This is a genomic window from Citrobacter sp. wls619 (assembly GCF_005281345.1).
Taxonomy (GTDB): Bacteria; Pseudomonadota; Gammaproteobacteria; order Enterobacterales; family Enterobacteriaceae; genus Citrobacter.
This window is the reverse complement of record NZ_SZXJ01000054.1, coordinates 1-21,195: the sequence shown is the minus strand read 5'-3', so window position 1 is coordinate 21,195 and position 21,195 is coordinate 1. Positions and strand designations below refer to the sequence as shown.

General features: G+C 49.9%; 25 protein-coding genes. 16 read left to right on the top strand and 9 right to left on the bottom strand.

The window, feature by feature from the left end:
* Positions 1-345 precede the first annotated feature (345 nt).
* Positions 346-840, top strand: coding sequence for a molybdopterin-dependent oxidoreductase (locus FDX19_RS12360; RefSeq protein WP_137382934.1), 495 nt, complete (start codon positions 346-348; stop codon positions 838-840).
* Positions 841-857: 17 nt separating this feature from the next.
* Positions 858-2,786, top strand: coding sequence for a bifunctional diguanylate cyclase/phosphodiesterase (locus tag FDX19_RS12355; RefSeq protein WP_137382933.1), 1,929 nt, complete (start codon positions 858-860; stop codon positions 2,784-2,786).
* Positions 2,787-2,823: 37 nt separating this feature from the next.
* Here FDX19_RS12355 and FDX19_RS12350 read toward each other — a convergent pair whose 3' ends face one another.
* Together FDX19_RS12350 and FDX19_RS12345 are read right to left on the bottom strand one after the other, a co-directional pair.
* Positions 2,824-3,066, bottom strand: coding sequence for a helix-hairpin-helix domain-containing protein (locus FDX19_RS12350; protein ID WP_137382932.1), 243 nt, complete (start codon positions 3,064-3,066; stop codon positions 2,824-2,826).
* 102 nt (positions 3,067-3,168) lie between these two features.
* Positions 3,169-5,256 carry a TonB-dependent receptor gene (locus FDX19_RS12345; RefSeq protein WP_137382931.1) on the bottom strand — a complete coding sequence of 696 codons (2,088 nt, stop codon included), beginning with the start codon at positions 5,254-5,256 and terminating at the stop codon, positions 3,169-3,171.
* A gap of 431 nt (positions 5,257-5,687) precedes the next feature.
* Here FDX19_RS12345 and FDX19_RS12340 point away from each other — a divergent pair, with 431 nt between their 5' ends.
* The 7 genes from FDX19_RS12340 (at position 5,688) to zinT (ending at position 11,691) form a co-directional block, all read left to right on the top strand.
* Positions 5,688-7,274, top strand: a complete 1,587-nt coding sequence (locus FDX19_RS12340; protein ID WP_137382930.1) for an ABC transporter substrate-binding protein — start codon at positions 5,688-5,690, stop codon at positions 7,272-7,274.
* Positions 7,274-8,248: an ABC transporter permease gene (locus FDX19_RS12335; RefSeq protein WP_137382929.1), complete on the top strand. Its 975-nt coding sequence runs from the start codon at positions 7,274-7,276 to the stop codon at positions 8,246-8,248. Before FDX19_RS12340 ends, FDX19_RS12335 begins: the two co-directional genes overlap by 1 nt.
* A complete protein-coding gene (locus FDX19_RS12330; RefSeq protein WP_137382928.1) occupies positions 8,238-9,050 on the top strand; it encodes an ABC transporter permease in 813 nt (270 codons plus the stop codon). The genes FDX19_RS12335 and FDX19_RS12330 overlap by 11 nt, the downstream gene beginning before the upstream one ends.
* A complete protein-coding gene (locus FDX19_RS12325) occupies positions 9,044-9,838 on the top strand; it encodes an ATP-binding cassette domain-containing protein (RefSeq protein ID WP_137382927.1) in 795 nt (264 codons plus the stop codon). The genes FDX19_RS12330 and FDX19_RS12325 overlap by 7 nt, the downstream gene beginning before the upstream one ends.
* A complete protein-coding gene (locus FDX19_RS12320; protein WP_137382961.1) occupies positions 9,822-10,427 on the top strand; it encodes an ATP-binding cassette domain-containing protein in 606 nt (201 codons plus the stop codon). The genes FDX19_RS12325 and FDX19_RS12320 overlap by 17 nt, the downstream gene beginning before the upstream one ends.
* 20 nt (positions 10,428-10,447) lie before the next feature.
* Positions 10,448-10,963, top strand: coding sequence for a phospholipase D family protein (locus tag FDX19_RS12315; RefSeq protein ID WP_137382926.1), 516 nt, complete (start codon positions 10,448-10,450; stop codon positions 10,961-10,963).
* 83 nt (positions 10,964-11,046) lie between these two features.
* Positions 11,047-11,691 (top strand): metal-binding protein ZinT, encoded by a 645-nt coding sequence (gene zinT / locus FDX19_RS12310; RefSeq protein ID WP_170974371.1) that lies wholly within the window; start codon positions 11,047-11,049, stop codon positions 11,689-11,691.
* 70 nt (positions 11,692-11,761) lie between these two features.
* Here zinT and ycaC read toward each other — a convergent pair whose 3' ends face one another.
* Positions 11,762-12,388 carry an isochorismate family cysteine hydrolase YcaC gene (ycaC, locus tag FDX19_RS12305; RefSeq protein ID WP_005120379.1) on the bottom strand — a complete coding sequence of 209 codons (627 nt, stop codon included), beginning with the start codon at positions 12,386-12,388 and terminating at the stop codon, positions 11,762-11,764.
* 247 nt (positions 12,389-12,635) lie between these two features.
* Here ycaC and leuE point away from each other — a divergent pair, with 247 nt between their 5' ends.
* The 4 genes from leuE to FDX19_RS12285 all read left to right on the top strand — a co-directional run bounded on the left by leuE (position 12,636) and on the right by FDX19_RS12285 (position 14,869).
* Complete coding sequence (gene leuE / locus FDX19_RS12300) at positions 12,636-13,274, top strand: leucine efflux protein LeuE (RefSeq protein WP_137382924.1); 639 nt, start codon at positions 12,636-12,638, stop codon at positions 13,272-13,274.
* A gap of 174 nt (positions 13,275-13,448) precedes the next feature.
* Positions 13,449-13,811 (top strand): DUF1971 domain-containing protein YeaR, encoded by a 363-nt coding sequence (gene yeaR / locus FDX19_RS12295; protein WP_045441926.1) that lies wholly within the window; start codon positions 13,449-13,451, stop codon positions 13,809-13,811.
* A 3-nt stretch (positions 13,812-13,814) separates the two neighbouring features.
* Positions 13,815-13,997 carry a DUF1869 domain-containing protein gene (locus FDX19_RS12290; protein WP_003030733.1) on the top strand — a complete coding sequence of 61 codons (183 nt, stop codon included), beginning with the start codon at positions 13,815-13,817 and terminating at the stop codon, positions 13,995-13,997.
* Positions 13,998-14,224: 227 nt separating this feature from the next.
* Positions 14,225-14,869, top strand: a complete 645-nt coding sequence (locus FDX19_RS12285; RefSeq protein ID WP_137382923.1) for a hypothetical protein — start codon at positions 14,225-14,227, stop codon at positions 14,867-14,869.
* Between the two features lie 55 nt (positions 14,870-14,924).
* Here FDX19_RS12285 and fdhF read toward each other — a convergent pair whose 3' ends face one another.
* Positions 14,925-17,072, bottom strand: a complete 2,148-nt coding sequence (gene fdhF / locus FDX19_RS12280) for a formate dehydrogenase subunit alpha (protein ID WP_137382922.1) — start codon at positions 17,070-17,072, stop codon at positions 14,925-14,927.
* A gap of 360 nt (positions 17,073-17,432) precedes the next feature.
* On the opposite strand from fdhF, the gene FDX19_RS12275 reads away from it, so the two are divergent.
* Positions 17,433-17,681 carry a GlsB/YeaQ/YmgE family stress response membrane protein gene (locus FDX19_RS12275; RefSeq protein ID WP_137382921.1) on the top strand — a complete coding sequence of 83 codons (249 nt, stop codon included), beginning with the start codon at positions 17,433-17,435 and terminating at the stop codon, positions 17,679-17,681.
* A 49-nt stretch (positions 17,682-17,730) separates the two neighbouring features.
* On the opposite strand, the gene yoaJ is transcribed toward FDX19_RS12275, so the two are convergent.
* The 3 genes from yoaJ to FDX19_RS12260 are packed head-to-tail and all read right to left on the bottom strand — an operon-like array spanning position 17,731 to position 18,979.
* Positions 17,731-17,805, bottom strand: coding sequence for a protein YoaJ (gene yoaJ / locus FDX19_RS12270; RefSeq protein ID WP_099530266.1), 75 nt, complete (start codon positions 17,803-17,805; stop codon positions 17,731-17,733).
* A gap of 2 nt (positions 17,806-17,807) precedes the next feature.
* The gene (locus FDX19_RS12265) at positions 17,808-17,906 is read right to left on the bottom strand and encodes a YoaK family small membrane protein (RefSeq protein WP_086523648.1); all 99 of its coding nucleotides are present in this window, start codon (positions 17,904-17,906) and stop codon (positions 17,808-17,810) included.
* A gap of 47 nt (positions 17,907-17,953) precedes the next feature.
* Positions 17,954-18,979, bottom strand: a complete 1,026-nt coding sequence (locus FDX19_RS12260) for a sensor domain-containing diguanylate cyclase (protein ID WP_137382920.1) — start codon at positions 18,977-18,979, stop codon at positions 17,954-17,956.
* A gap of 186 nt (positions 18,980-19,165) precedes the next feature.
* Between FDX19_RS12260 and FDX19_RS12255 the strand changes: the two genes are divergently transcribed.
* Positions 19,166-19,414, top strand: coding sequence for a DUF333 domain-containing protein (locus tag FDX19_RS12255; protein WP_137382919.1), 249 nt, complete (start codon positions 19,166-19,168; stop codon positions 19,412-19,414).
* 7 nt (positions 19,415-19,421) lie between these two features.
* Here the strand turns inward: FDX19_RS12255 and FDX19_RS12250 are convergent, their stop codons facing one another.
* Entirely contained in the window at positions 19,422-19,769 is a 348-nt protein-coding gene (locus tag FDX19_RS12250) for a DUF488 domain-containing protein (protein WP_137382918.1), read from the bottom strand.
* 185 nt (positions 19,770-19,954) lie between these two features.
* Here FDX19_RS12250 and FDX19_RS12245 point away from each other — a divergent pair, with 185 nt between their 5' ends.
* A complete protein-coding gene (locus FDX19_RS12245) occupies positions 19,955-20,662 on the top strand; it encodes a CTP synthase (protein ID WP_137382917.1) in 708 nt (235 codons plus the stop codon).
* 36 nt (positions 20,663-20,698) lie between these two features.
* Here FDX19_RS12245 and FDX19_RS12240 read toward each other — a convergent pair.
* Positions 20,699-21,195 (bottom strand): MFS transporter (locus FDX19_RS12240; RefSeq protein ID WP_137382916.1); only part of this gene is annotated, 497 nt, incomplete at its 5' end.

The window sequence follows — 21,195 nt, the reverse complement described above, 5'->3', positions numbered from 1 at the left end:
TTCATTGCCCAGCACTCATTCGATGAGAGGCGCGAAACCCTCGGTTGTAAAAACAATATCCTGCCGTTGCCTGAAAAAATAGACCTTTATATTTGTGCGTGTTTATTTTTACCGCCTAAACAGGTGGCTTATTTTTTGTACGGTGATGACGAAATTTACTGTGTCTCAAATAACAGTAATGGATTTTTTAAACAATATCAAAAAATAAATTGAGATTAACTCTTTGATTTTAAAGGGGTAAAATGTGGATGAGTTTACAGTATCAATAATCGCTGGGTAGCATGTGTAAATAGCATAATAACTAAATTATAATTCTCTTACATTCGATAGATTGGTGAGGTTAGAATGCGGTTAATTGTCATGTTGTTAAGCTTTGTCGTCACTACCCAGGTCTGGGCTGGTGAACTTTCCAAACCTGTCGGTAAAGTCCTTTTAACCGTGTCCGGTAATATAGAAAATACCAATGAAGACGGGAAAGCCGTTTTTGATATCGCCAGTCTCGAGAAACTGGGCTCGGTAAGTTTCCAGACCACCTCTCCCTGGTATAATGGACGCACTACCTTTACGGGTATCTCGCTGCAAAAGCTCATGGATTATGTCGGGGCAAACGGTTCTGTTGTTAAGGTTACTGCGCTCAATGACTACACCAACGTTATCCCACTCAGTGATTTCAAAAAATATAATGTTATTCTTGCGCTAAAAATCAACGGAGAATATATGCGCATCCGTGATAAAGGCCCGCTATTCATCGTGTATCCCTATGACAGTATTCCTGAACTGAATAATCAGATCTTTTATTCAAGGTCAGCATGGCAGGTCAGCTCAATGAAAATTGAGTAGGGGTTCAGAGGACCATCATGAACAGAATACTGGCTGGCATTATATTCTTCCTTTTTATATCTACCGGATATATATCTTTCCTTGTGCACGAAAGACAACAAGAGCTACAGAAACTGACCCACTACGCCGACTCATGGTCTGCTGTTCAAATGGTATCAGAATATTACCGATTTGAATCGTGGCTTGGTCTCTACATTAGTGATGATACGATGACGCTTGATGCTGTACGCCTGCGTCTCGACATTATGCTCAGCCAGAGCGATTTAATAAAAGAAGGCGATTTAGGTCATTATATAGAAAGCAATCCAGCGCATTATGAACTGGCTATACAGCTTGAAAAAATGCTTAATTATCTGGATGTTCATCTTGAGAAAATGAACCGTTCAGAACTCAAGGCATATTTGAAAGAAATGCATGCGCTTGATGCACCGCTAGCCCATCTTTCATCCGGTGCATTAGATAAAGATGTTAGCTCGATTAATAATACAAATACTAACATTCAAACTCTGTATTATATTTATTCGGCGACTTCAGTGTTGCTTATAATATTGAGTGCGATACTGGGGATTCTGATTTTTTTCCAGAACAGAAACATTTTGAGAGCACATCTCCAGGTTAAGTGCCTTGCTGAGGAACTTCAGGAATCTAAAGAAAAACTGCAGATCCAGAATGCAAAACTGGAGTATGACGTCTATCACGACTCGCTCACCGAGATGAATAATCGCCAGTTGTTCTGGGGGGATTTAAATAAAACCATCGCGATGGCAGAAAAAAACAATGACTCTGTGACGGTGATGTTGTTTGATTTAGATCGATTCAAAGAGGTAAATGATACGTATGGCCATGACGCTGGCGATATGTTGTTACGTCAGATATCCCATCGTTTGATTTCTATGAGCCAGGGTTCCGACACGCTATATCGCTTAGGCGGCGATGAGTTTGCGTTTCTTTCGAGCGGTCTGACAGAGAGTCGTGCCGTTTCCCGAGCCCAAAAAATATGTGATTTTATCAACCAGCCCTACACTATTTATAACGCAATTATAAATATAACCACTTGTGTTGGTATTGTTATCTCAGAAACTGAACGCCGTTCCGACTATCTTTATAAATTTGCCGACCTGGCGCTTTATGAAGCGAAAAATGAAGGCTCGGGTAAAATAAAAGTCTTCCGGCAGCGGATGTTAGAAAAGCTGCAAGAAAGCAGAACTCTTGAGCATGATATGGCAATGGCCATAGTGAATAAAGAATTCGTGGTTTATTATCAGCCTATTGTCGATTCTTTCAGCCAGGAAATTTACAGCTATGAAGCCCTTATTCGTTGGATACATCCGCTAAAAGGACTTCTGTCGCCGGATAGTTTTATTCCTGTTGCTGAAAAAACAGGCATGATTAACGAGATGGGAAAATCTGTGCTTGAAATTGCTTGCCGGGAAGCGGCTTCCTGGGTGATCCCGGTTAAAATCTCAGTCAATGTTTCACCTGTCCAGCTAAGCAGCAAGGCTTTTGCCGGAATCGTGCTGTCCATTCTGAAAGATACCGGACTTCCGGCAGAGCGTCTCGAGCTGGAAGTGACGGAATCCTCTCTCTTTACCGAGAGCAATACGCCGATGAATACACTTAACAAGCTCAGAGCCCTGGGGGTAAAAATTTCGATCGATGATTTTGGTACCGGCTACTCTTCTCTTTCGCGACTGAGTCGGCTTGCCTTTGATAAAATCAAAATAGACAAGTCGTTTGTGCATTCGATATCTACCCAGGAAGACGCCCTTAATATCATCAGGCTTATTACTGGTATGGCGAAATCGCTGAATATGAAAGCTGTTGCAGAAGGTGTCGAAACAGAGGAACAACTGGCAAGCCTGCAGGCTCTGGGCTGCGATTTCGCGCAAGGGTATCTGTTTGGTAAACCGCAGCCGGGTATCAATGGGAAAATCAGAAACGGTTAAATCGCGCCCGTTCCTCGTGCCCTGGTGATACGCTAAATCAGCGTAACGACGACGCACTTGCCAGCGCTAAGACGTTGGCAATTGCCGCTTTTGCTTGCGGGCTGTTTTTCCAGCACGTCGAGCCGACCATAGACGCCGCTTGCTGGGTAATATCCTCGACAGTAGAGTTGTTGAGATCGGCAAGTGAGTGGAAACCAAGTTGCTCAAGCCGCTCGATGACTTTGGGGCCAACGCCTTTTAATGACAGAAGTGCCTGACGCTCAGTGACTGAAAAGGGCATTGTCTCTCCTTACGTATGCGCAATACTGACAATCCGCTTTCTAATACACGCTGATAGCGGCCAGGCTATCAGTTATAGCCTGGCCAACAGAGGTAAGCAAAACTAGAACTGGTAGTTTAACGATACCCAATAGTTACGGCCCGGGTTGACGTATCCGGTCGTGGATTGTGCCGTCTGATAGTAGTCGCCGGCATAAGTACTATTGCGGCCAACCTGATACAGTGTGACGTCACTAAAGTCTTTATCCAGCACGTTGTTCACCGCTGTATTCAGCGTCAGTTCTTTGGTCAGCTTATAAGACATCCCCATGTCCAGAACGGTCCAGGCTTTTAAATCTGCGCCTTTGTCGTCATACACCGCTTTCTGGACGGCGCTGAGGTTGTCGTAATTCTCCGTATAGCGTGGAGCCTTACCGCGGTAGCGAGCGCTCAGCCAGGCGTTCATATCTTCCGTTGCCTGCCAGTTCAGACGGGCGTTCGCCATGTGTTTCGGGGTATAACTCAGTGGCGCGCCTTTATTCTCGCCATCTTTTTGCTTGCTCTGGGTATAGGTGTAGTTGAGAGATAAACTCAGCGAGTCCGACCACAGCGGGAATGTGCTGGCAAACTCGATACCATCGGTTCTTGCTTTGCCGCTATTGGTGTAGCTGTTGGTATTATCATCGATAGAATACGAAACGATTTTATTTTTGTATTCAGTATAGAAGCCCGTGACGTTGGCGTTCAGCCCAGCGTCATTCTCATAGTAAAGCCCGGTTTCGTAACTGGTACTTTCTTCAGGTTTAAGGTTCGGGTTCCCGACGGTATTGACCGTTCCCTGTGCCGTTACGCCGCTGATGCCGTTATGAAGCTGGCTGAGTGATGGCGCTTTATAGCCCGTTGTGACACCGCCTTTGAGGGTCCACTCGTCGGATACGTCCCAGACCATATAGGCGCGTGGGCTGAGGTGCCCGCCAAAGACGTCGTTATGTTCATAGCGTGTCCCCACGGTTAAGGCCAGAGAATCGAGGATATGCCATTCATCTTCAGCATAGGCCGACCATGTTTTCTGGTGGAATGTCTCGCCGGTATTGGCCAGCACGACACCGTCCTTCATGCGGGCATCCCAGTATTCCCCCCCGAGAGTCAACAGGTGCGAGTCACCTAACGGCGTCAGCAGCATGGAATCCAGAATAACGTTGGTGTTCTTCAGTTCACGCGCGTCACCAGCCCGGTTCGCGTTCTCTGGTGTCAGTGCCGAGGAGACCAACTGGCGGCCTTTGTTCTCGGTTTCATTCCAGCCCACAGAGGACTTCCAGGTCCCAAATGTTAATGCGGTATCGTGGCCGAGCGTCACTTTGTTACGTTCATATCGCAGCGTCTTATCATATCCGCCGGTCAGATTGCCAAGCTGTCCATCATCGTTATCGTAGCGTTGTCTGGCGGAATCGAGATCCAGCCACAACGTATTGCTGTCGCTGGTTTTCCAGTCCAGACGAGTGCCGATATTGTAATTCTCGGATTCCGTAGGATACGGCACGCGGGTGGAAGAGGTATCACTCAGCGAAGTGACACTGGAGCCTTGACGCTGCGTGGTGCTGCCGCGAACCTGCATATCCAGTACACCGGCGATCAATGGGCCGCTTGACCAGAAGTTGGCGACTGTGCTGTTACCCCATTTATTACTTTCTTGCAGGTTAACGCCGGTATTAATGGACGTGCTCCATTTATCGGTGCTCTTTTTGGTGATGATATTAACGACGCCGCCAATGGCATCGGAACCGTATAACGTCGACATCGGACCGCGGATCACTTCAATATGGTCGATTGCCGCCAGTGGAGGCATAAAGCTGGTGTTCATGGCCGAAAAGCCGTTCGGTGTCACGTCGCTGCTACCATTTTGACGGATACCGTCAATCAGGAGCAGGGTATAGCTGGCGGGCATGCCACGGATGCTAATTTCCAGACCGCCGGTTTTACCCGTGCTGCTTTCGACATCCACACCTTCCACAGAACGCAGCGCTTCACCTAAATCGTTATATTTATTGGTTTGTAGCTCTTGCTGTGAAATAACGGAAACGCTGGCAGCCGCGTTGGTGATCTTTTTTTCGTAACCAGAAGCGGTTACTACCATCACGTCTTCAGCGAAGACAAAGGGGCTGGTAAACCCTATACAGGACAGAACGACAGAGGCAACAGGTTTTAAACGCATAGTCAAACTTCCTTTGTTAAAAATTCAAAGGCAGTAAGATAATTGATGAAAATGATAATACAAATAATTATCATTATATATTTACATAACTTGTCACTTACTGTGTCTTTCTTTAATAAATATACATAAATTGTCATGAATTTGAGGTAGGTAAAAACCGAAGCTGGTGAATAGTTTTCCCTGCAACTATTGCTTCTTATTTAATATAAAGCTGAATAAATACGGTGATTTTGCTTAGCCACTTCAGCGAAGTGAACGTGAAAGCGCCGGGTATTAGAAAGTCGTATGATGTTTTTTAAAAATCGTCATACTTTTCTGCGCTGTATCATTTTTTTCGGTATGACTGTCCGCCATAATCCCTTCCCCAGGAGACCGTCTAACGTAAATTGTTCGTTAAACGAGATAAAAATAACGTAAATCTGGATAAGAGAATGATTAAAGGCAAGCTGGCACTGCTGACGTGCGCACTGACTCTCGCATTAACCTCGCCACTCCTCGCTGCGCAACATGCAGACGAAGGCCAGACGTTAAAACTGGCCATTGGGCCCGAGCCGACGGAGGGATTTGACCCGATGTTGGGCTGGAGTCATGGCAGCTATCTGCTGTTGCATGCGCCTGTGTTAAAGCAAAATGCGGATATGAGCTGGGGAAATCTGCTGACGGAAAAAGTGGTGACCAGTGCCGACGGCAAAACCTGGACGCTGACGCTTAAGCCCGATCTCAAATTCTCTGATGGTTCACCGCTAACGGCTGAAGATGTGGTCTTCACCTATAACAAAGCCGCAAAAAGTGGTGGAAAAATTGACATGGGGAATTTCACCCATGCCCGCGTGATAGACAACCGCACGGCAGAAATTACGCTTAGCCATCCGCAGAGCACTTTTGTGAACGTGCTCGGTTCGTTAGGTATTGTTCCGGCAAAACAGTATGACGAAAAAACATTTGCCAAAAATCCGATTGGCGCAGGTCCTTACCGCCTGGTGAGCTTTCAACCGGGGCAGCAACTGATCGTGGAAGCAAACCCGTGGTATGCCGGTAAGAAGAATGATTTCAACCGGTTAGTATTTGTATTCCTCGATGAGGATAACGCATACGCCGCAGCGCGTAGTGGTCAACTGGGACTGGTACGTATTGCGCCGTCGATGGCGGTAGCACCGGCACAGCAGAATTTAAAACTGTGGGTTCGCGACAGTGTAGAAAACCGCGGTATTGTTTTCCCAATGGTTCCGGCTGGGAAGAAAGATGCTAATGGTTATCCGGTTGGGAACGATATTACAGCCGATATTGCTATCAGGCGTGCGATCAATTACGCCATTGACCGTAAGCAACTTGCCGGGCAGGTTATGGAAGGTCATGCAATCCCCGCGTATAGCGCGGTTCAGGGATTGCCATGGCAGGGGACTTCGGTGGCATTCAAAGATGGTGACGCTGATAAAGCCCGGACGATTCTGGATCAGGCCGGCTGGAAAGTGGGCAAAGACGGCGTACGGGCGAAAGACGGTAAAGAGGCGCGTCTGACGTTGTGGTATGCCAGCGGCGACAGTACCCGTCGTGATTTAGCCGAGGCCGTGCGCGCCATGCTGGAGCCGGTAGGCATTGCAGTGTCGCTGCAGTCGGGTAGCTGGGAAACCGTTGAACGCCATATGCATGCTAATCCTACGCTGTTCGGCTGGGGGAGCCTGGATCCGATGGAGCTTTTCCATCACTACAGCGGGCAGGCGGCAGGTGTGGAGTATTACAACCCGGGCTACTACAGCAATTCGGTGGTTGAGCAACATCTCAAGCAGGCCATTGATGCACCAGACTGGCAAAAAGCGCTGCCTTTCTGGCAACAGGTTGAGTGGGATGGTAAACACGGCGCAGGCGTACAGGGGGATGCCGCATGGGCATGGCTGCTGAATATTCAGCACACCTATCTGGCGAATCCGTGCATTGATCTGGGCAAAGGTGCACCGGAAATTCACGGTAGCTGGTCATTGCTCAACAATCTTGATGAATGGACCTGGACCTGCCGTTGATGAAGTCTGTTTTAGGCCATGTATTCCGGCTGATGGTGTTGTTAGTGCTGGTCGCGGCTGGCACTTTCATCTTGCTCAGCTTTTCGCCGGTCGATCCAATCCGGGCCTATATTGGCAACGATTTGCTGCATGTTCCGCCGGAGCAATATGCACGTATTGCTGCGCGTTGGGGCCTGGATCAACCTCTGTGGGAGCGTTTTTTCCACTGGTTCTTACGCGTGCTACAGGGCGATCTTGGTTACTCGATGTTGTTTAATGCCCCGGTTGCCAGCGTGATTAAGGAGCGATTTGCGACTTCGTTTGCGCTGCTGAGCGGTGCGTGGTTGGTTTCCGGTTTATTGGGAACGACAATGGGGTTTGTTGCCGGCCGCTACCTGAACCGTTGGCCGGATAAAGCCATCTGCCGACTTAGCTATCTGCTTTCTTCCTTACCGACCTTTTGGATTGGCATGCTGCTGTTGGCGGTATTTGCGGTGCGCTGGCCGCTGTTCCCGGTCTGTTGTGCGTGGGAACCGGGAAATAGCAGCGATATGGCAACGCTGACTGAACGTTTGCGCCATCTGGTTCTCCCTGTTTGCGCACTTAGTCTGCTGGGACTGGGGCAAATTACGCTGCATACGCGGGAAAGTATCGCCAGCGTGATGAAAAGCGAATTTGTCCGTTTTGCGCGTTCGCAGGGTGACAAGGGGTGGTCGCTGTTGCGACACCAGGTTCTGCGACACGCCATCACGCCAGCGCTATGTTTACAGTTTGCCTCGCTGGGCGAACTGTTGGGCGGTGCGTTGCTGGCTGAAAAGGTTTTTGCCTATCCGGGGCTGGGGCAGGCTACCATCGATGCCGGATTACGCGGCGACCTGCCGTTACTGATGGGGATTGTCTTGTTCAGTACCGTACTGGTGTTTATGGGTAACTCTCTCTCAGCCTGGTTTGTCCATGTTCTGAATCGTGCGCTGGAGCGACCCGATGCTCTATAACCCGACGCCGACGCTTGTTCGTCTTCTGCTGTCCGTGAGTGGCCTGTTATTGATTGCAGTATATGGCGCGGCCACGCTGGATAATCCGCTGAACGTGAATCTTCTTGCCCGTCATCTTCCGCCTGATGCGCTGTACTGGTTCGGTACCGACAATCTGGGGCGCGACCTGTGGGTTCGTTGCTTTCAGGGGGCGCTAACCAGCCTGCAAATCGGTATTGGCGCGGCCCTGTGTAGCGGATTCATTGCGTTACTGATGGCGGCGATTTCTCGGATGCATCCACGCCTGGATGTCGTCATGCGTTTGATCACCGATGCGATGCTGTCCATGCCGCACCTGCTGTTGCTGATTTTGATCTGTTTTACGTTGGGCGGCGGGAAAAGCGGGGTGATTATGGCGGTTGCGCTCACACACTGGCCGCGGCTGGCATTGATTTTACGTGCTGAAGCGGAACGCGTTGCCCACAGTGATTATCTGACACTCACCTGGCGACTGGGGCATGGCCACTTTTACTGCTGGCGGCATCACTATTTACCCGCGCTATTGCCCCAGTGGCTAACAGGAACGTTGCTGATGTTCCCTCATGCGGTATTGCACAGTGCCGCGTTAAGTTTTCTTGGCTTCGGGCTGGCACCCCACGAACCTTCGCTGGGACTGTTGCTGGCAGATGCGCTGCGGTTTATTAGTCATGGCGACTGGTGGCTGGTGCTGTTTCCTGGGCTGATGCTATTTCTCCTTGTGATGCTATTTGATCAACTTGCCCGGGCGGTACATCGTTTATGGTTGAGAGGTGATACATGTTGAGTTTGCGGCAGATTTCGCTGGAAGTGGCGCGTTATCGCTGGTACGGCGCAAAAAAATGGTCCTCGCTGCTGCAGGATGTCTCCTTTGATGTTGCGCCGGGCCAGATGGTGGCGTTAGTGGGGGGCAGCGGTGAAGGTAAGAGCCTGCTGCTGCAATGTCTACTCGATCTGTTGCCGGAAAATTTGCGCTTTCATGGCAATATCACCCTTGATGGAAAAATGCTGGATAACAATGACATCAGGGCATGCCGTGGTAATACGTTTAGTTATGTTCCGCAGGGTGTGCAGGCGCTGAATCCGCTGCTGTCTATTGAAAAGCATTTACGAAGAGCCAGCCAGCTTTCCGGTCAGGCGTGGAATGCCGGGCAAATTGAACGCTTGCTTGAACGTCATCATCTGGAAACCTCCGTGCTAGAGGCTTTCCCGCGTCAGCTTTCGGGAGGAATGGCCAAACGCATTCTGGCGTGTCATGCCGCGCTCAGCCAGGCGCGTTATATTCTTGCTGATGAGATTACCGCCTGGCTTGATGCGCCTCTGGCAAATCAACTGCTGGAACAGCTACGCGGCCTGTGTGAGCAGGGAGTGGGCGTTTTATGGGTGACACATGATCTCACTCTGGCTGCACGTCACGCAGATCGCATTGTCGCGCTACATCACGGAACGGTGTCGGATAATGTCAGCCGGGAACAGCTTTTGCGCGGTGAAATTAGTGAACATCTGCAACGGCAATGGCGAGCGCTGCCCGAAAGAAATCAACTTTTTGGAGAGCGGTATGCTGTGCTGTCGTAATGTGTTCGTTCGTCAGGGCGGTAAAATACTGTGGCAAAATCTCTCGTTCTCACTTTCCCCAGGGGAACGTATTGGGCTTTGCGCACCCAGTGGAACCGGAAAAACAACGCTGGGACGTGTGCTTGCGGGGTGGCAAAAGCCGACATCCGGCGACGTTCTGGTTGAGGACCAACCGTTGCCGCGCCATCAATATTGCCCGGTGCAGCTCGTGCCGCAGCATCCGGAATTAACCTTTAACCCCAGACGGAGTACCGGTGATGCGGTTCATGATGCCTGGCGGCCAGATGCAGAAACGCTTGCCCGACTGCATATTAAGCCGGAATGGCTAACACGTCGTCCCGGACAACTTTCGGGCGGTGAGCTGGCGCGAATTGCCATACTGCGGGCGCTCGACCCGCGTACGCGTTTTCTGATTGCCGATGAAATAACTGCGCAGCTCGATCCCTCTATCCAACGGGATATCTGGGCGCTGCTGCTTGAAGAGTGTCAGCGCCGTCCGTTAGGTATGCTGATTATCAGCCATCAACAGGCATTGCTTGATCAGATTTGCACGCGAACGCTACTCTGTCCGGATAACTCCTCAGATTAAACCACTCACTGGTCAATAACATGAAGATAAAATCGATGGTTATGATCGCGACCCTGTTGTGGGCCGCGGTGCCGATGGCAAATGCCTCTGTTCAGGTAGGTTTTTCACCGGAAGGTTCGGCGCGGGGCTTAGTTCTCGATACCATTCATCATGCGCGGCACACCATCGACGTGATGGCGTATTCCTTTCAGTCTGCGGATATTGTTCAGGCGCTGGTAGATGCAGAAAAAAGAGGCGTTGTTGTCCGGGCAGTGATCGATAAAAAACGTAATCAGGGGAAAGTCAGTCAGCAAGCGATCGCGTTTGCGACGGCCAACGGTATCGCTATCGAGTTGGATGATCACTATCACATACAGCACGACAAGACCATGATTGTTGATGGCGACACGCTGGAGACCGGTTCGTTTAATTTTGCCAAATCCGCCGAATTTGCGAATTCTGAAAACGTGTTGGTAATCCGTGGAGAGCCTGACGTTGTGGCGCAGTACCAGGCCCATTTTGACAGCCGTTGGAACATTGCCCGCCAGCATGGTTGAGTGACGCAAAACAATATTGATTAAACCGTAATGTTATATTATAACATTTCACTCGCAAATGATTTGAGGGTGAAATTTTGGCTATGCATGTGGAAAAATTGGCAGTCGCTCTGGGGATGCTTTTTGTTAGTAGTCAGGTACTGGCGCATGGTCACCATTCCCATGGTGCACCAATGACCGAAATAGAACAAAAGGCGGCTGAAGGCGTTTTTGATGACAAAAATGTGCAGAACCGTACGCTAGCCGACTGGGATGGCATGTGGCAGTCTGTCTATCCGTATCTGGTGAGTGGCGAACTGGAGCCGGTATTCAAAAAGAAAGCGGAGAAAGACAAGAGCAAAACGGCAGAGCAGATTAAAGCCTATTACCGTAAGGGTTACGCGACCGATGTTGACACTATTGGTATTGAAAACGGCGTAATGGAGTTTCATACCGGTAAAAAGGTGGCAGCGTGTAAGTATGACTATGCCGGATATAAAATTTTGAACTATACGTCAGGTAAGAAAGGTGTGCGTTACCTGTTCGAGTGTAAAGACGCTGGCAGCGACGCGCCGAAATACGTGCAATTCAGCGATCACATTATTGCGCCACGTAAGTCGAGCCACTTCCATATCTTTATGGGGAATACCTCGCAGGCTGCCCTGCTTGAAGAGATGGATAACTGGCCAACCTATTACCCTTATCAGCTTAAGGGCGAAGAGGTGGTGGATGAAATGCTGCACCACTAATCCCGACTGAAACTGTTCAATGAAACCCGCCGATGTTGGCGGGTTTCTGTGTATTACACTGACAGGAACATTATTTTCCGGAGGTCAGCGTGTTGTAGCTGGTCATCAGGTTGCGATAGTCAGGAATATGGTTGGAGAACAACGTTCCCAGCCCTTCAATATCGTTGCGCCAGTCACGGTGTAACTCACAGGCCAGACCGAACCACGTCATTAATTGTACGCCGGCAGATGACATACGATTCCACGCGGAATCGCGGGTCAGCGGATTAAACGTACCGGATGCATCGGTGACCACAAACACGTCGAAACCGGCTTCAATGGCAGAAAGCGCAGGGAATGCGACGCAGACTTCGGTTACCACCCCGGCAATAATTAACTGCTTTTTGCCTGTCGCTTTGATCGCGTTAACAAAATCTTCGTTATCCCAGGCATTAATTTGGCCAGGACGTGCGATGTAAGGGGCATCCGGGAACAGCTCTTTCAGCTCAGGAACCAATGGACCATTAGGACCGGTTTCAAAGCTGGTGGTCAGAATCGTCGGGAGTTTGAAATACTTCGCCAGATCGCCCAATGCCAGAACGTTGTTTTTAAACTTGTCTGGATCGATGTCGCGGACCAGTGAAAGTAAACCCGTTTGGTGATCGACCAGTAGTACGGCAGCCTGATCTTTATCAAGACGTTTATAAGCAATAGTCATTTTTCTTTCTCCATGTGATGAGAGGGTGCCTTGCGGGCTGAATCTACTGATAAACATTAGTGGCTAAACGGGGCATTGGGTAGGCGCAAAAGTGGGTTTCATCGTTGCAAATCTGGAACGAATAATGCTGTTGCAACCGGACTGAAACAGAATGCTATATTCTAAAGCTTCTCTTTCCATCCCCTGGCGCATTCGTTAGCATATTGTCTCGCAGCAAGTGCATGTGTTTTTTCAGGAAGAGGTTAACGTGTTCGCAGAGTATGGAGTTCTGAATTACTGGACGTATCTGGTGGGGGCTATTTTTATCGTGCTGGTACCGGGGCCAAATACGATATTTGTGCTGAAGAACAGCGTCGGTCGTGGAGTGAAGGGCGGTTATCTGGCCGCAAGCGGTGTGTTTATCGGTGATGCCGTATTGATGTTTCTGGCCTATGCCGGCGTAGCTGCGCTTATCAAAACGACGCCCGTATTGTTCAATATCGTTCGTTATCTCGGCGCGTTTTATCTGCTGTATCTCGGTGCGAAGATCCTGTATGCCACACTGAAATCGAAGGCCAGCGATGCGGCGCCAGACGAAGTTCCGTTTGGCGCGATTTTCAAACGTGCATTAATTCTGAGTCTGACGAATCCTAAAGCCATTCTGTTTTATGTTTCGTTTTTCGTACAGTTTATTGATGTCAACGCGACTCACTCAGGGTTGTCGTTCTTTATTTTGGCGATGACGCTTGAAATAGTGAGCTTTTTCTATCTGAGCTTCCTTATTTTCTCCGGTGCGTTTGTGACACAGTATATTCGTACGAAGAAAAAACTGGCTAAAGTTGGGAATTCCCTCATTGGCTTGATCTTTGTCGGTTTTGCCGCGCGTCTGGCGACGCTTCAGTCGTAACGCTATTGGCCCGCTGTTGACGGCGGGCTTTCAGTATTAAGCTGTTTCCTTCATCGAAAGATGGGATGGTTATAACCAATAAATGGTATTTTAAATATATATTTTGAGGCGTACCCTGTTCATAGCAGCGATTCAGTAAGACTCGCTGGTTGTCGACTGGAAAAGGGAAGAAAAATGCTTCAAATTCCACAAAATCATATTCATACACGCTCAACGCCGTTCTGGAACAAAGAAACTGCACCTGCCGGAATTTTCGAACGCCACCTTGATAAGGGTACCCGTGCCGGGGTTTATCCTCGACTTTCTGTGATGCAGGGGGCGGTCAAATATCTCGGATTTGCAGATGAACACAGCCCGGAACCTGAAGAGGTGATGATTATTGAAGCCGGTCAGTTCGGCGTTTTTCCACCGGAGAAATGGCATAACATCGAAGTGATGACCGACGACACCTATTTTAATATCGACTTTTTCGTGGCGCCCGAAGTGTTGATGGAGAGCGCAAATCAACGAAAAGTTGTGCGTACCGGCAAGGAGTAAATCATGGGTAAAGCAACCTACACCGTTACAGTCACCAATAATAGCAATGGCGTGTCTGTCGATTATGAAACTGAAGCGCCGATGACGCTGTTGATTCCGGATGTGGCCGCTGAAGTGGTTAAAGACCTGGTCAATACGGTTCGTTCATACGATACCGAGAATGAGCACGAAGTCTGCGGCTGGTAGGGTTTTCATCTCTGCTATTGCTTGATTGCATTCATTTTAAAATTAAAACCGCATCGCGCCGTCAACGCGCGATGCGGTTTTTTTATTCATGAAGCATAGTTTTTGCGTTCATTTTCTGTAAAAAAGTTTTCTTAAGAAAACCTTAAGAAGATCGCATAGATTGCTAATGGCGTAAAATTCGCTGGGGTTATGATCGGCTGTCTTTCATTTAACAGAACATCGTGCTTATGAAACTTGATACCCGATTAACATTCCCAACACTCCTGCTGGGGCTGGTCACTGCGGTGATCCCGTTTACTGCCAATTTGAATCTCCCCTTGTTAAACGGCGGCGTCGTCAGATGGATTGAAAATGGTCAGGCGCTTTGGTTGTTTTTTGGTGCCGTGTTTACTTTCTGCTACATCCGGCCTTTTTCGCGTCCTGATGGCGAGAAGCAATTTTGGCTGTGGGCCGCGCTGTGGTGGTTAGTTTTGCTGGGACGAAGCACCAGTTGGGGGCGCGATTATTTTCCCGATCAGCCCAGGTTGTTATTCAGGGCTATCTCTGTTGTATTAATTGCCATGATTATCTTGCCGGTAGTGATTTCAGCGAACCTGCGCCGGGAGATCGTCAATCGCTTGCGTAATGAGCCGCTACCGCTCTGGTTGTTGGCGATCACCAGCTGTGCATTTTTGATCTCCGACACGGTCGAGCACCATCGTCTGCTGGCTCCCGTCTTTCTTCACAACGCACAGTATGGCGATCTGATTGAAGAACTGTACGAATTGCCGTTTATGGTTGGGCTATTTCTGATGAGTTTTAACTTTATGGCGCGGGATAAGCAGGCAGAAGATATGGCTATTCGGTTTAACGATCCGCAGTTGGCGAAGTAACGCAATGGCATTTGCCTGAGCCTGGAGGTACGACTCAGGCAAATGCGCAGGTTACTTACGCGATAGCCTCACACAGACGTGATTTCATCTCGCTGTAAGATTTCGCGGCATAGTTCTCCGCCCAACCTTGATCGGTGATGTGCTCAACATTGACGGCGCAATATTTGGTTTCCGGGGTTTTCGAGATGGGGTCCAGATTATCCTGGGTCAACTCATTACAGGCGCCAATCCACCATTGATAGGTCATGTACACGGTTCCGGGATTGATGCGTTCAGAGACATCAGCCCGACTGATAACCTTGCCACGACGCGAGCTCACCCAAACCAGATCGCGATGACGGATACCGAGGTTTTCCGCATCACGCGTACTGATCTGAACATAGCCCGGCTCATCGGCCAGGGCCTGCAATGCTGCACAGTTGCCGGTCATCGAGCGGCACGAATAGTGGCCGACTTCGCGCACGGTGCATAACACCATTGGGTACTTTTCATCAGGTACTTCTGCAGGAGCACGCCACTGTGCGGCAAACAATTTACCTTTGCCATTGGCGGTATCAAACTGGCTGTGTGCATACAGATAGGGCGTGCCTGGGTGATCAAGCTCCGGACATGGCCACTGAATGTGGCCCATGTCACCCATTTTTTCGTAAGTCACGCCGTAGAAGAGCGGGCATAGCTCGCGCATCTCATCCCAGATTTGCTGGTTATTTTGATACTGCATCGGATAGCCCATTGCGGTGGCCAGCAGACTGATGATTTCCCAGTCGCGTTTGACATCCCCCGTAGGTTCAATCGCCTGTTCAAACCGCTGGAATCCGCGGTCAGCGCAGGTAAAGACGCCGCCGTGTTCGCCCCACGATGTTGCGGGCAGGAGAACGTCGGCCATTTCTGCCGTCTTGGTCATGAAGATGTCTTGTACCACGATAAAATCGAGCGCGTTAAAGCCTTCACGGACCAGGCCCAGATCGGCCTCGGTTTGCAGCGGATCTTCACCCATGATGTAGTAGGCTTTGACTTTACCTTCGATGGCCAGATGGGGGACTTCGGTGATCCGGGTGCCGACCTTGTCATCCATCAGATTGACGTCAATACCCCAGGCGTTGGCAAACTTCTCTCTCACGGCGAAATCGGTAACGTCCTGATAGCCCGGGAACTGGTTCGGCAGTACGCCCATATCACACGCGCCCTGCACGTTATTTTGTCCGCGCACCGGGCCAACGCCGACATTAGGACGCCCCAGGTTTCCGGTCAGCAATGCCAGGCTCGACAGACCACGAACCACGTCAACCGCCTGGCCAAACTGGGTCACGCCCATTCCCCACATCACGGTTGCCGAGGGGGCGGAAGCGAAAGTACGCATCGCCTGACGAACCTGCTGTGCAGGCACACCCGTTAAATGTTCAACGGCTTCGGGCGCGTAATCCTTGACGGTTTCCCAGTAAGTTTCGAGGCCTTCGGCATGCTTTTGTACATACTCGCGATCATAAAGCTGCTCTTCGATAAGCACATGGCCAAACGCGTTGACCAGCGCCATGTTACACCCGTTTTTCAACTGCAGATGCTGGTCTGCAATTCGGGCCGTTTCAATGCGGCGGGGATCGCAGACAATGATTTTTGCCCCGTTCTGGCGAGCTTTGATCACCCGGCGTGCCACAATCGGGTGGGAATCGGCGCAATTATAGCCAAAGATGAGCAGACATTTTGAGTTTTCAATATCGCTAATTGAGTTACTCATCGCACCATTGCCCAGCGTTTCCTGCAGCCCGGCGACGGATGGACCGTGGCAGACGCGGGCGCAGCAATCGACATTGTTGGTGTTGAGTACGCCACGTGCGAATTTTTGCATCACGTAGTTGGTCTCATTCCCGGTTCCACGAGATGAACCCGTCGTCATGATGGCGCGAGGACCATAGGCATTTTTGATCTCGGATAAGCGTTTTGCGGTGTAGCGGATGGCTTCATCCCAACTGACGGGAGTGAATTTCCCACCTTTTTCATAGCGGATCATTGGTCGGGTCAGACGGGGAGTCAAAAGGCGAGTGTCGTTCAGAAAGTCCCAGCCATAGTAGCCTTTCAGACATAGCTGGTTTTGGTTCGTTACACCCTCAGCGGCTTCAGCGCGGATGATTTTGTTATTTTCAACAACAAGCTTGAGCTTGCACCCGGCCCCACAGTATGGGCAAACACTGGTGATTTTTTTCATCAATAACAGACCTGTTAAATGCTGAAATAGCGCGAATTGTAGACGGAGTCTCGCGAGAGTTTTCGCGGACTACGATTTGTCGTAGCGACGGGCTGTTAAAGCATAAACTGTGCCAGAATTGAAAATTCAGCAATGGCGGGGAGCGAAAGCAAAAATAGCAGAATAATGACTGACGATTTGACACTAATGACGATAAACGTCAGTAAATATCACCGTTTTTGCGAGGTTTAACCTCATGAAACATCAGATAAAGATGAAAAATCAAAGTGACACTGATCACAAATTTTAATTTTTCGGCGCTATGCTATGCTTTTATATAACGAGTAAATCGTTCACGTAAAAACATAAGCGAGGAAAATAATGGGTATTATTTCATGGGTGATTTTTGGTCTTATCGCGGGGATTTTGGCAAAATGGATCATGCCGGGGAAAGATGGCGGCGGTTTCTTTATGACCATTATCTTAGGGGTAGTTGGTGCCGTCGTGGGCGGGTGGATCAGTACATTCTTTGGATTTGGTAAAGTTGATGGTTTCAACTTCGGCAGCTTTGTCGTGGCAATTATCGGCGCGATTGTGGTGTTGTTTATCTACAGAAAAATCAAAAGCTAAGTAACGAATCAGCCAATAAAGGCCACATTTATGTGGCCTTTATTTTGGGTTACCACCAGCCCAGTTCCGTTCCCAGCACGACAATAATGGCCACGCCAATCATAATAAGCGTTGTTTTTTTCATCGTTATGCTCCTGGTGAGGCGTAGCCGCCAATAAAGAACCAGGACAGGAAAACGACAGCGGAAATGAAAATGATAACGGGGAAAATAATACCGAGTCGCATACACTTATCTGCCAGAATAATTTTAAGACGATTAAGCATAACAGGGCTTAATGTACGACAAAAGCGGTTTTATCCTGACGTTTCTTATCCTGATACATCGCACTGTCTGCAAGATGAAGCGCACAGTTGACGTCTGTCTCCAGCGGGTCTATTTCCACAACGCCCAGACTGGCTCCCGGATAATACAAACAGATTCCACCCAGGTCATAGTCACCGCAAATGAGCTGCTGTAAGTGGTTTTTCACGCTTTGCAAACGAATACACGGCGACATTTCGTTTTCCACTGACAGGCTGGCGACTAAAAATTCATCACCGCCCAGACGACCAAGAATATCATTCTCACTGCATCCACGGCGTAAACGCTGGCCAATTTGGATCAAAAACTGGTCACCGACTTCGTGACCAAAACGATCGTTGATCAGTTTGAAATCATCTAAATCAATATAGGCGACAATAATTTTGTGTCTGAGGTGGCGAGCCAGCGAGAAGAGGGTTTCGATATTTTCAAATATTGCCCGACGGTTAGGTAGCCCGGTCAGAACGTCAGTGTAGGAGTGGGCTATCAGCGCAGCATTTGCTTCACGTAACTGAGCAACCAAAGATTCTTTCTGAATAGACTGCGCAATCAGGCCCGCGAACAGATGCAATACCTGCTCACCTCGTTCGCTTAGCGGCTGTTGCTGACGACTGGTGGCGCAGAGGGTGCCATAGAACGTGCCATCGGGCAGGTGGACTGGAGTACTCAGAAAGGTTGTGATCTCCAGTGCGCGTGCGGCGCTACATTCTGGCCAACGCGCGGGAACGTTATCGCTATACAGACAGTTTGCGTCTATTGCGCGCTTGCAGAGAGTCTCATCCCACGGCACCGACAGCCCTTCGGGGATCTGCATTTGCTTACTATTACGCGCATACAGAATATGCTGCAGACGCGCATCTAAATCGACCTTAGTAAGATAGGTCGACTCCATCTCAGTCACGACCTCCAGCATCTCCAGAAGTTGCCGAACCAGACTCTCAACAGACTGCTCCGTGGCTAATGATTGTGAGACTCGGGCGAGGATCATGTCTGACATGAGAGGCAAATACTCCAGAATGCTGATAAGTCCTGTATTGCCGGCATAATAGAACATCGGAGGGAAAGATGAAACACGCTATCCGGGTCAAAATGTAGACATGAGATTGAAACACGTCAGTAAAACATGGAGATAGGTGGGGAGTCGGGGTACTCTTCCAGAGTAACGTTTTTAACAGGAGTGAATATGAAACTGGCCTCTATCGTTGTGCCCGGCATTTTGGCGCTGGCGGGGTGTTCCACATCACCTGAAGCACCCGTACCACCGAAAATTGGCATGGCGAACCCGGCATCCGTATATTGTGAGCAAAAGGGCGGCGTGCTGATTGCGGTGCAGACACCGCAAGGCGTAAGGTCGGATTGCAAGCTACCCGGTGGTGAAGTTATTGATGAATGGGCACTTTGGCGCAGAGATCATCCGGCAACGGGCAAATAGCCAGCTGTCACAATTGGCGTAGCCACTCAGCCAGAACCTGCGCATGGTTTTGCTGCGTATCCTTCGCCGCATACAGCAGCGTTAACGGCTGTTGCCGGGCAATGTCCGCGAGTCGCTTGCCTTCCTGCTGTTGTAGGGCAAGTTCTGCGCGGTATTGCTCGGAGAAATGGGCAAAATCGATAACATCAGCGTGGAATGCCTTACGTAAATCAGGCGAGGGCGTCAGCGCTTTATCCCACTCATTGAAAACAAGATCGGTTTTTTTCACCCCGCGTGGCCACAGCCTGTCGACCAGAACACGATAGCCATCACTTTTTTCTGCCGGGTCATACACGCGCTTACACTGAATATTCATCTCTTAATCCGCTCCGTTAAGCCACTGCACTCGTCTTCATTACGGTTAAATAAGATCGTAAAACGTGACCATTATAGCATTTTGGCCACATAGACTCTCAATTTAAGGGATTGTGATAACAACAAAAAATCGGTAGGCTGAGGCTCCTTATGTTGTCCCTCATTGTCTGGACATAAGGAAAGTTAATGGAAATTTCCCCTGTTAAAGATACGCTTCGCATTGCGCTGGTGGGCGATTACAGCCCCGATATTGTGGCGCACCAGGCCATTCCCCTTGCTATCGATGATGCTGCCGCCGTTCTGGAATTAGTGGCTGATTATGACTGGCTCACCACATCTGATATTAGTAGTGGTGAAGATTTAGTCGGCTATGATGCCATCTGGGTGGTCCCCGGCAGTCCTTACCAGCATCCGGAAGGCGCGCTGACGGCAGTACGTTACGCACGCGAAAACAGTATTCCATTTTTGGGCACTTGTGGCGGTTTTCAGCATGCCATTCTTGAGTATGCTCGCAATGTGCTGGGCTGGCGTGATGCCGCGCATGCGGAAACAGAGACCACGGGTCGTATGGTGATTGCACCACTGACCTGCTCGTTGGTCGAAAAGACGGATGATATTGAACTGCGTGCGAATACGCTGATCGCCAGAGCCTATGGACGGGATGTCATTACAGAAGGGTATCACTGCAACTATGGCGTGTCGGAAGCCTTTGCCGCTGAGCTTGAAAGCGGCGATCTGCGAGTAACGGGCTGGGATGACGCGGGTGATGTTCGCGCAATTGAACTGGTGACCCATCCGTTTTATGTAGGGACGCTTTTTCAGCACGAACGAGGGGCGCTGGCAGGAAAGCCTGTACCGCTCGTCCAGGCACTGCTGCGCGCGGCCAGAGGATAACCACTGGGCAGGTTGGTTTTTCGCCTGCCCGATGTATTACGCGCTGGCGATCTCTTTCTCGCGTCCTGCACAGACGCCAAACACGGCCATGATGAGAGCGAGCAGCGCGACGCCAACCAGCGGGACCTGCCAGCTATCGTTAAGATCGTGAACTTTCCCCATCATCGGTGGCCCACACGCGGCCAGTAAATACCCGACAGATTGCGCCATGCCGGATAGCGCGGCAGCCTGGTGCGCAGAGCTTGCACGTAGCCCGATGAAGGTGAGGCCGAGGATCATCGTGGCACCGGAGCCAAAGCCAAACAGCACAGTCCACAGGGCCGCCTGCTCGGGCATGGCAGCAAACCCGGCAGCGCCAATAGCGCACATTAACGAGACCAGTGCGGCGATAGTGCGCTGATCTTTAAACCGATACAGGACAAGGGGGATCAGTAGCCCAGGCGCTGCGGTCGCCAGTTGCAGCAAACCATGCAGCGAGCCCGCCTGCGCTTCACTGTAGCCGTGACTGATCATAATGGCGGGTAGCCAGCCGA

Bases quoted from the DNA above. Each gene is read 5' to 3' on its own strand.
- FDX19_RS12260 (WP_137382920.1), bottom strand. From the start codon at position 18,979: ATGTCAGACATGATCCTCGCCCGAGTCTCACAATCATTAGCCACGGAG.
- FDX19_RS12325 (WP_137382927.1), top strand. From the start codon at position 9,044: ATGTTGAGTTTGCGGCAGATTTCGCTGGAAGTGGCGCGTTATCGCTGG.
- zinT (WP_170974371.1), top strand. From the start codon at position 11,047: ATGCATGTGGAAAAATTGGCAGTCGCTCTGGGGATGCTTTTTGTTAGT.
- ycaC (WP_005120379.1), bottom strand. From the start codon at position 12,388: ATGACTATTGCTTATAAACGTCTTGATAAAGATCAGGCTGCCGTACTA.
- FDX19_RS12360 (WP_137382934.1), top strand. From the start codon at position 346: ATGCGGTTAATTGTCATGTTGTTAAGCTTTGTCGTCACTACCCAGGTC.
- FDX19_RS12245 (WP_137382917.1), top strand. From the start codon at position 19,955: ATGGAAATTTCCCCTGTTAAAGATACGCTTCGCATTGCGCTGGTGGGC.
- FDX19_RS12355 (WP_137382933.1), top strand. From the start codon at position 858: ATGAACAGAATACTGGCTGGCATTATATTCTTCCTTTTTATATCTACC.
- FDX19_RS12290 (WP_003030733.1), top strand. From the start codon at position 13,815: ATGGGTAAAGCAACCTACACCGTTACAGTCACCAATAATAGCAATGGC.
- FDX19_RS12350 (WP_137382932.1), bottom strand. From the start codon at position 3,066: ATGCCCTTTTCAGTCACTGAGCGTCAGGCACTTCTGTCATTAAAAGGC.
- FDX19_RS12265 (WP_086523648.1), bottom strand. From the start codon at position 17,906: ATGCGACTCGGTATTATTTTCCCCGTTATCATTTTCATTTCCGCTGTC.
- FDX19_RS12335 (WP_137382929.1), top strand. From the start codon at position 7,274: ATGAAGTCTGTTTTAGGCCATGTATTCCGGCTGATGGTGTTGTTAGTG.
- FDX19_RS12255 (WP_137382919.1), top strand. From the start codon at position 19,166: ATGAAACTGGCCTCTATCGTTGTGCCCGGCATTTTGGCGCTGGCGGGG.
- FDX19_RS12250 (WP_137382918.1), bottom strand. From the start codon at position 19,769: ATGAATATTCAGTGTAAGCGCGTGTATGACCCGGCAGAAAAAAGTGAT.
- FDX19_RS12320 (WP_137382961.1), top strand. From the start codon at position 9,822: ATGCTGTGCTGTCGTAATGTGTTCGTTCGTCAGGGCGGTAAAATACTG.
- FDX19_RS12275 (WP_137382921.1), top strand. From the start codon at position 17,433: ATGGGTATTATTTCATGGGTGATTTTTGGTCTTATCGCGGGGATTTTG.
- fdhF (WP_137382922.1), bottom strand. From the start codon at position 17,072: ATGAAAAAAATCACCAGTGTTTGCCCATACTGTGGGGCCGGGTGCAAG.
- yeaR (WP_045441926.1), top strand. From the start codon at position 13,449: ATGCTTCAAATTCCACAAAATCATATTCATACACGCTCAACGCCGTTC.
- FDX19_RS12285 (WP_137382923.1), top strand. From the start codon at position 14,225: ATGAAACTTGATACCCGATTAACATTCCCAACACTCCTGCTGGGGCTG.
- FDX19_RS12340 (WP_137382930.1), top strand. From the start codon at position 5,688: ATGATTAAAGGCAAGCTGGCACTGCTGACGTGCGCACTGACTCTCGCA.
- FDX19_RS12330 (WP_137382928.1), top strand. From the start codon at position 8,238: ATGCTCTATAACCCGACGCCGACGCTTGTTCGTCTTCTGCTGTCCGTG.
- FDX19_RS12315 (WP_137382926.1), top strand. From the start codon at position 10,448: ATGAAGATAAAATCGATGGTTATGATCGCGACCCTGTTGTGGGCCGCG.
- FDX19_RS12345 (WP_137382931.1), bottom strand. From the start codon at position 5,256: ATGCGTTTAAAACCTGTTGCCTCTGTCGTTCTGTCCTGTATAGGGTTT.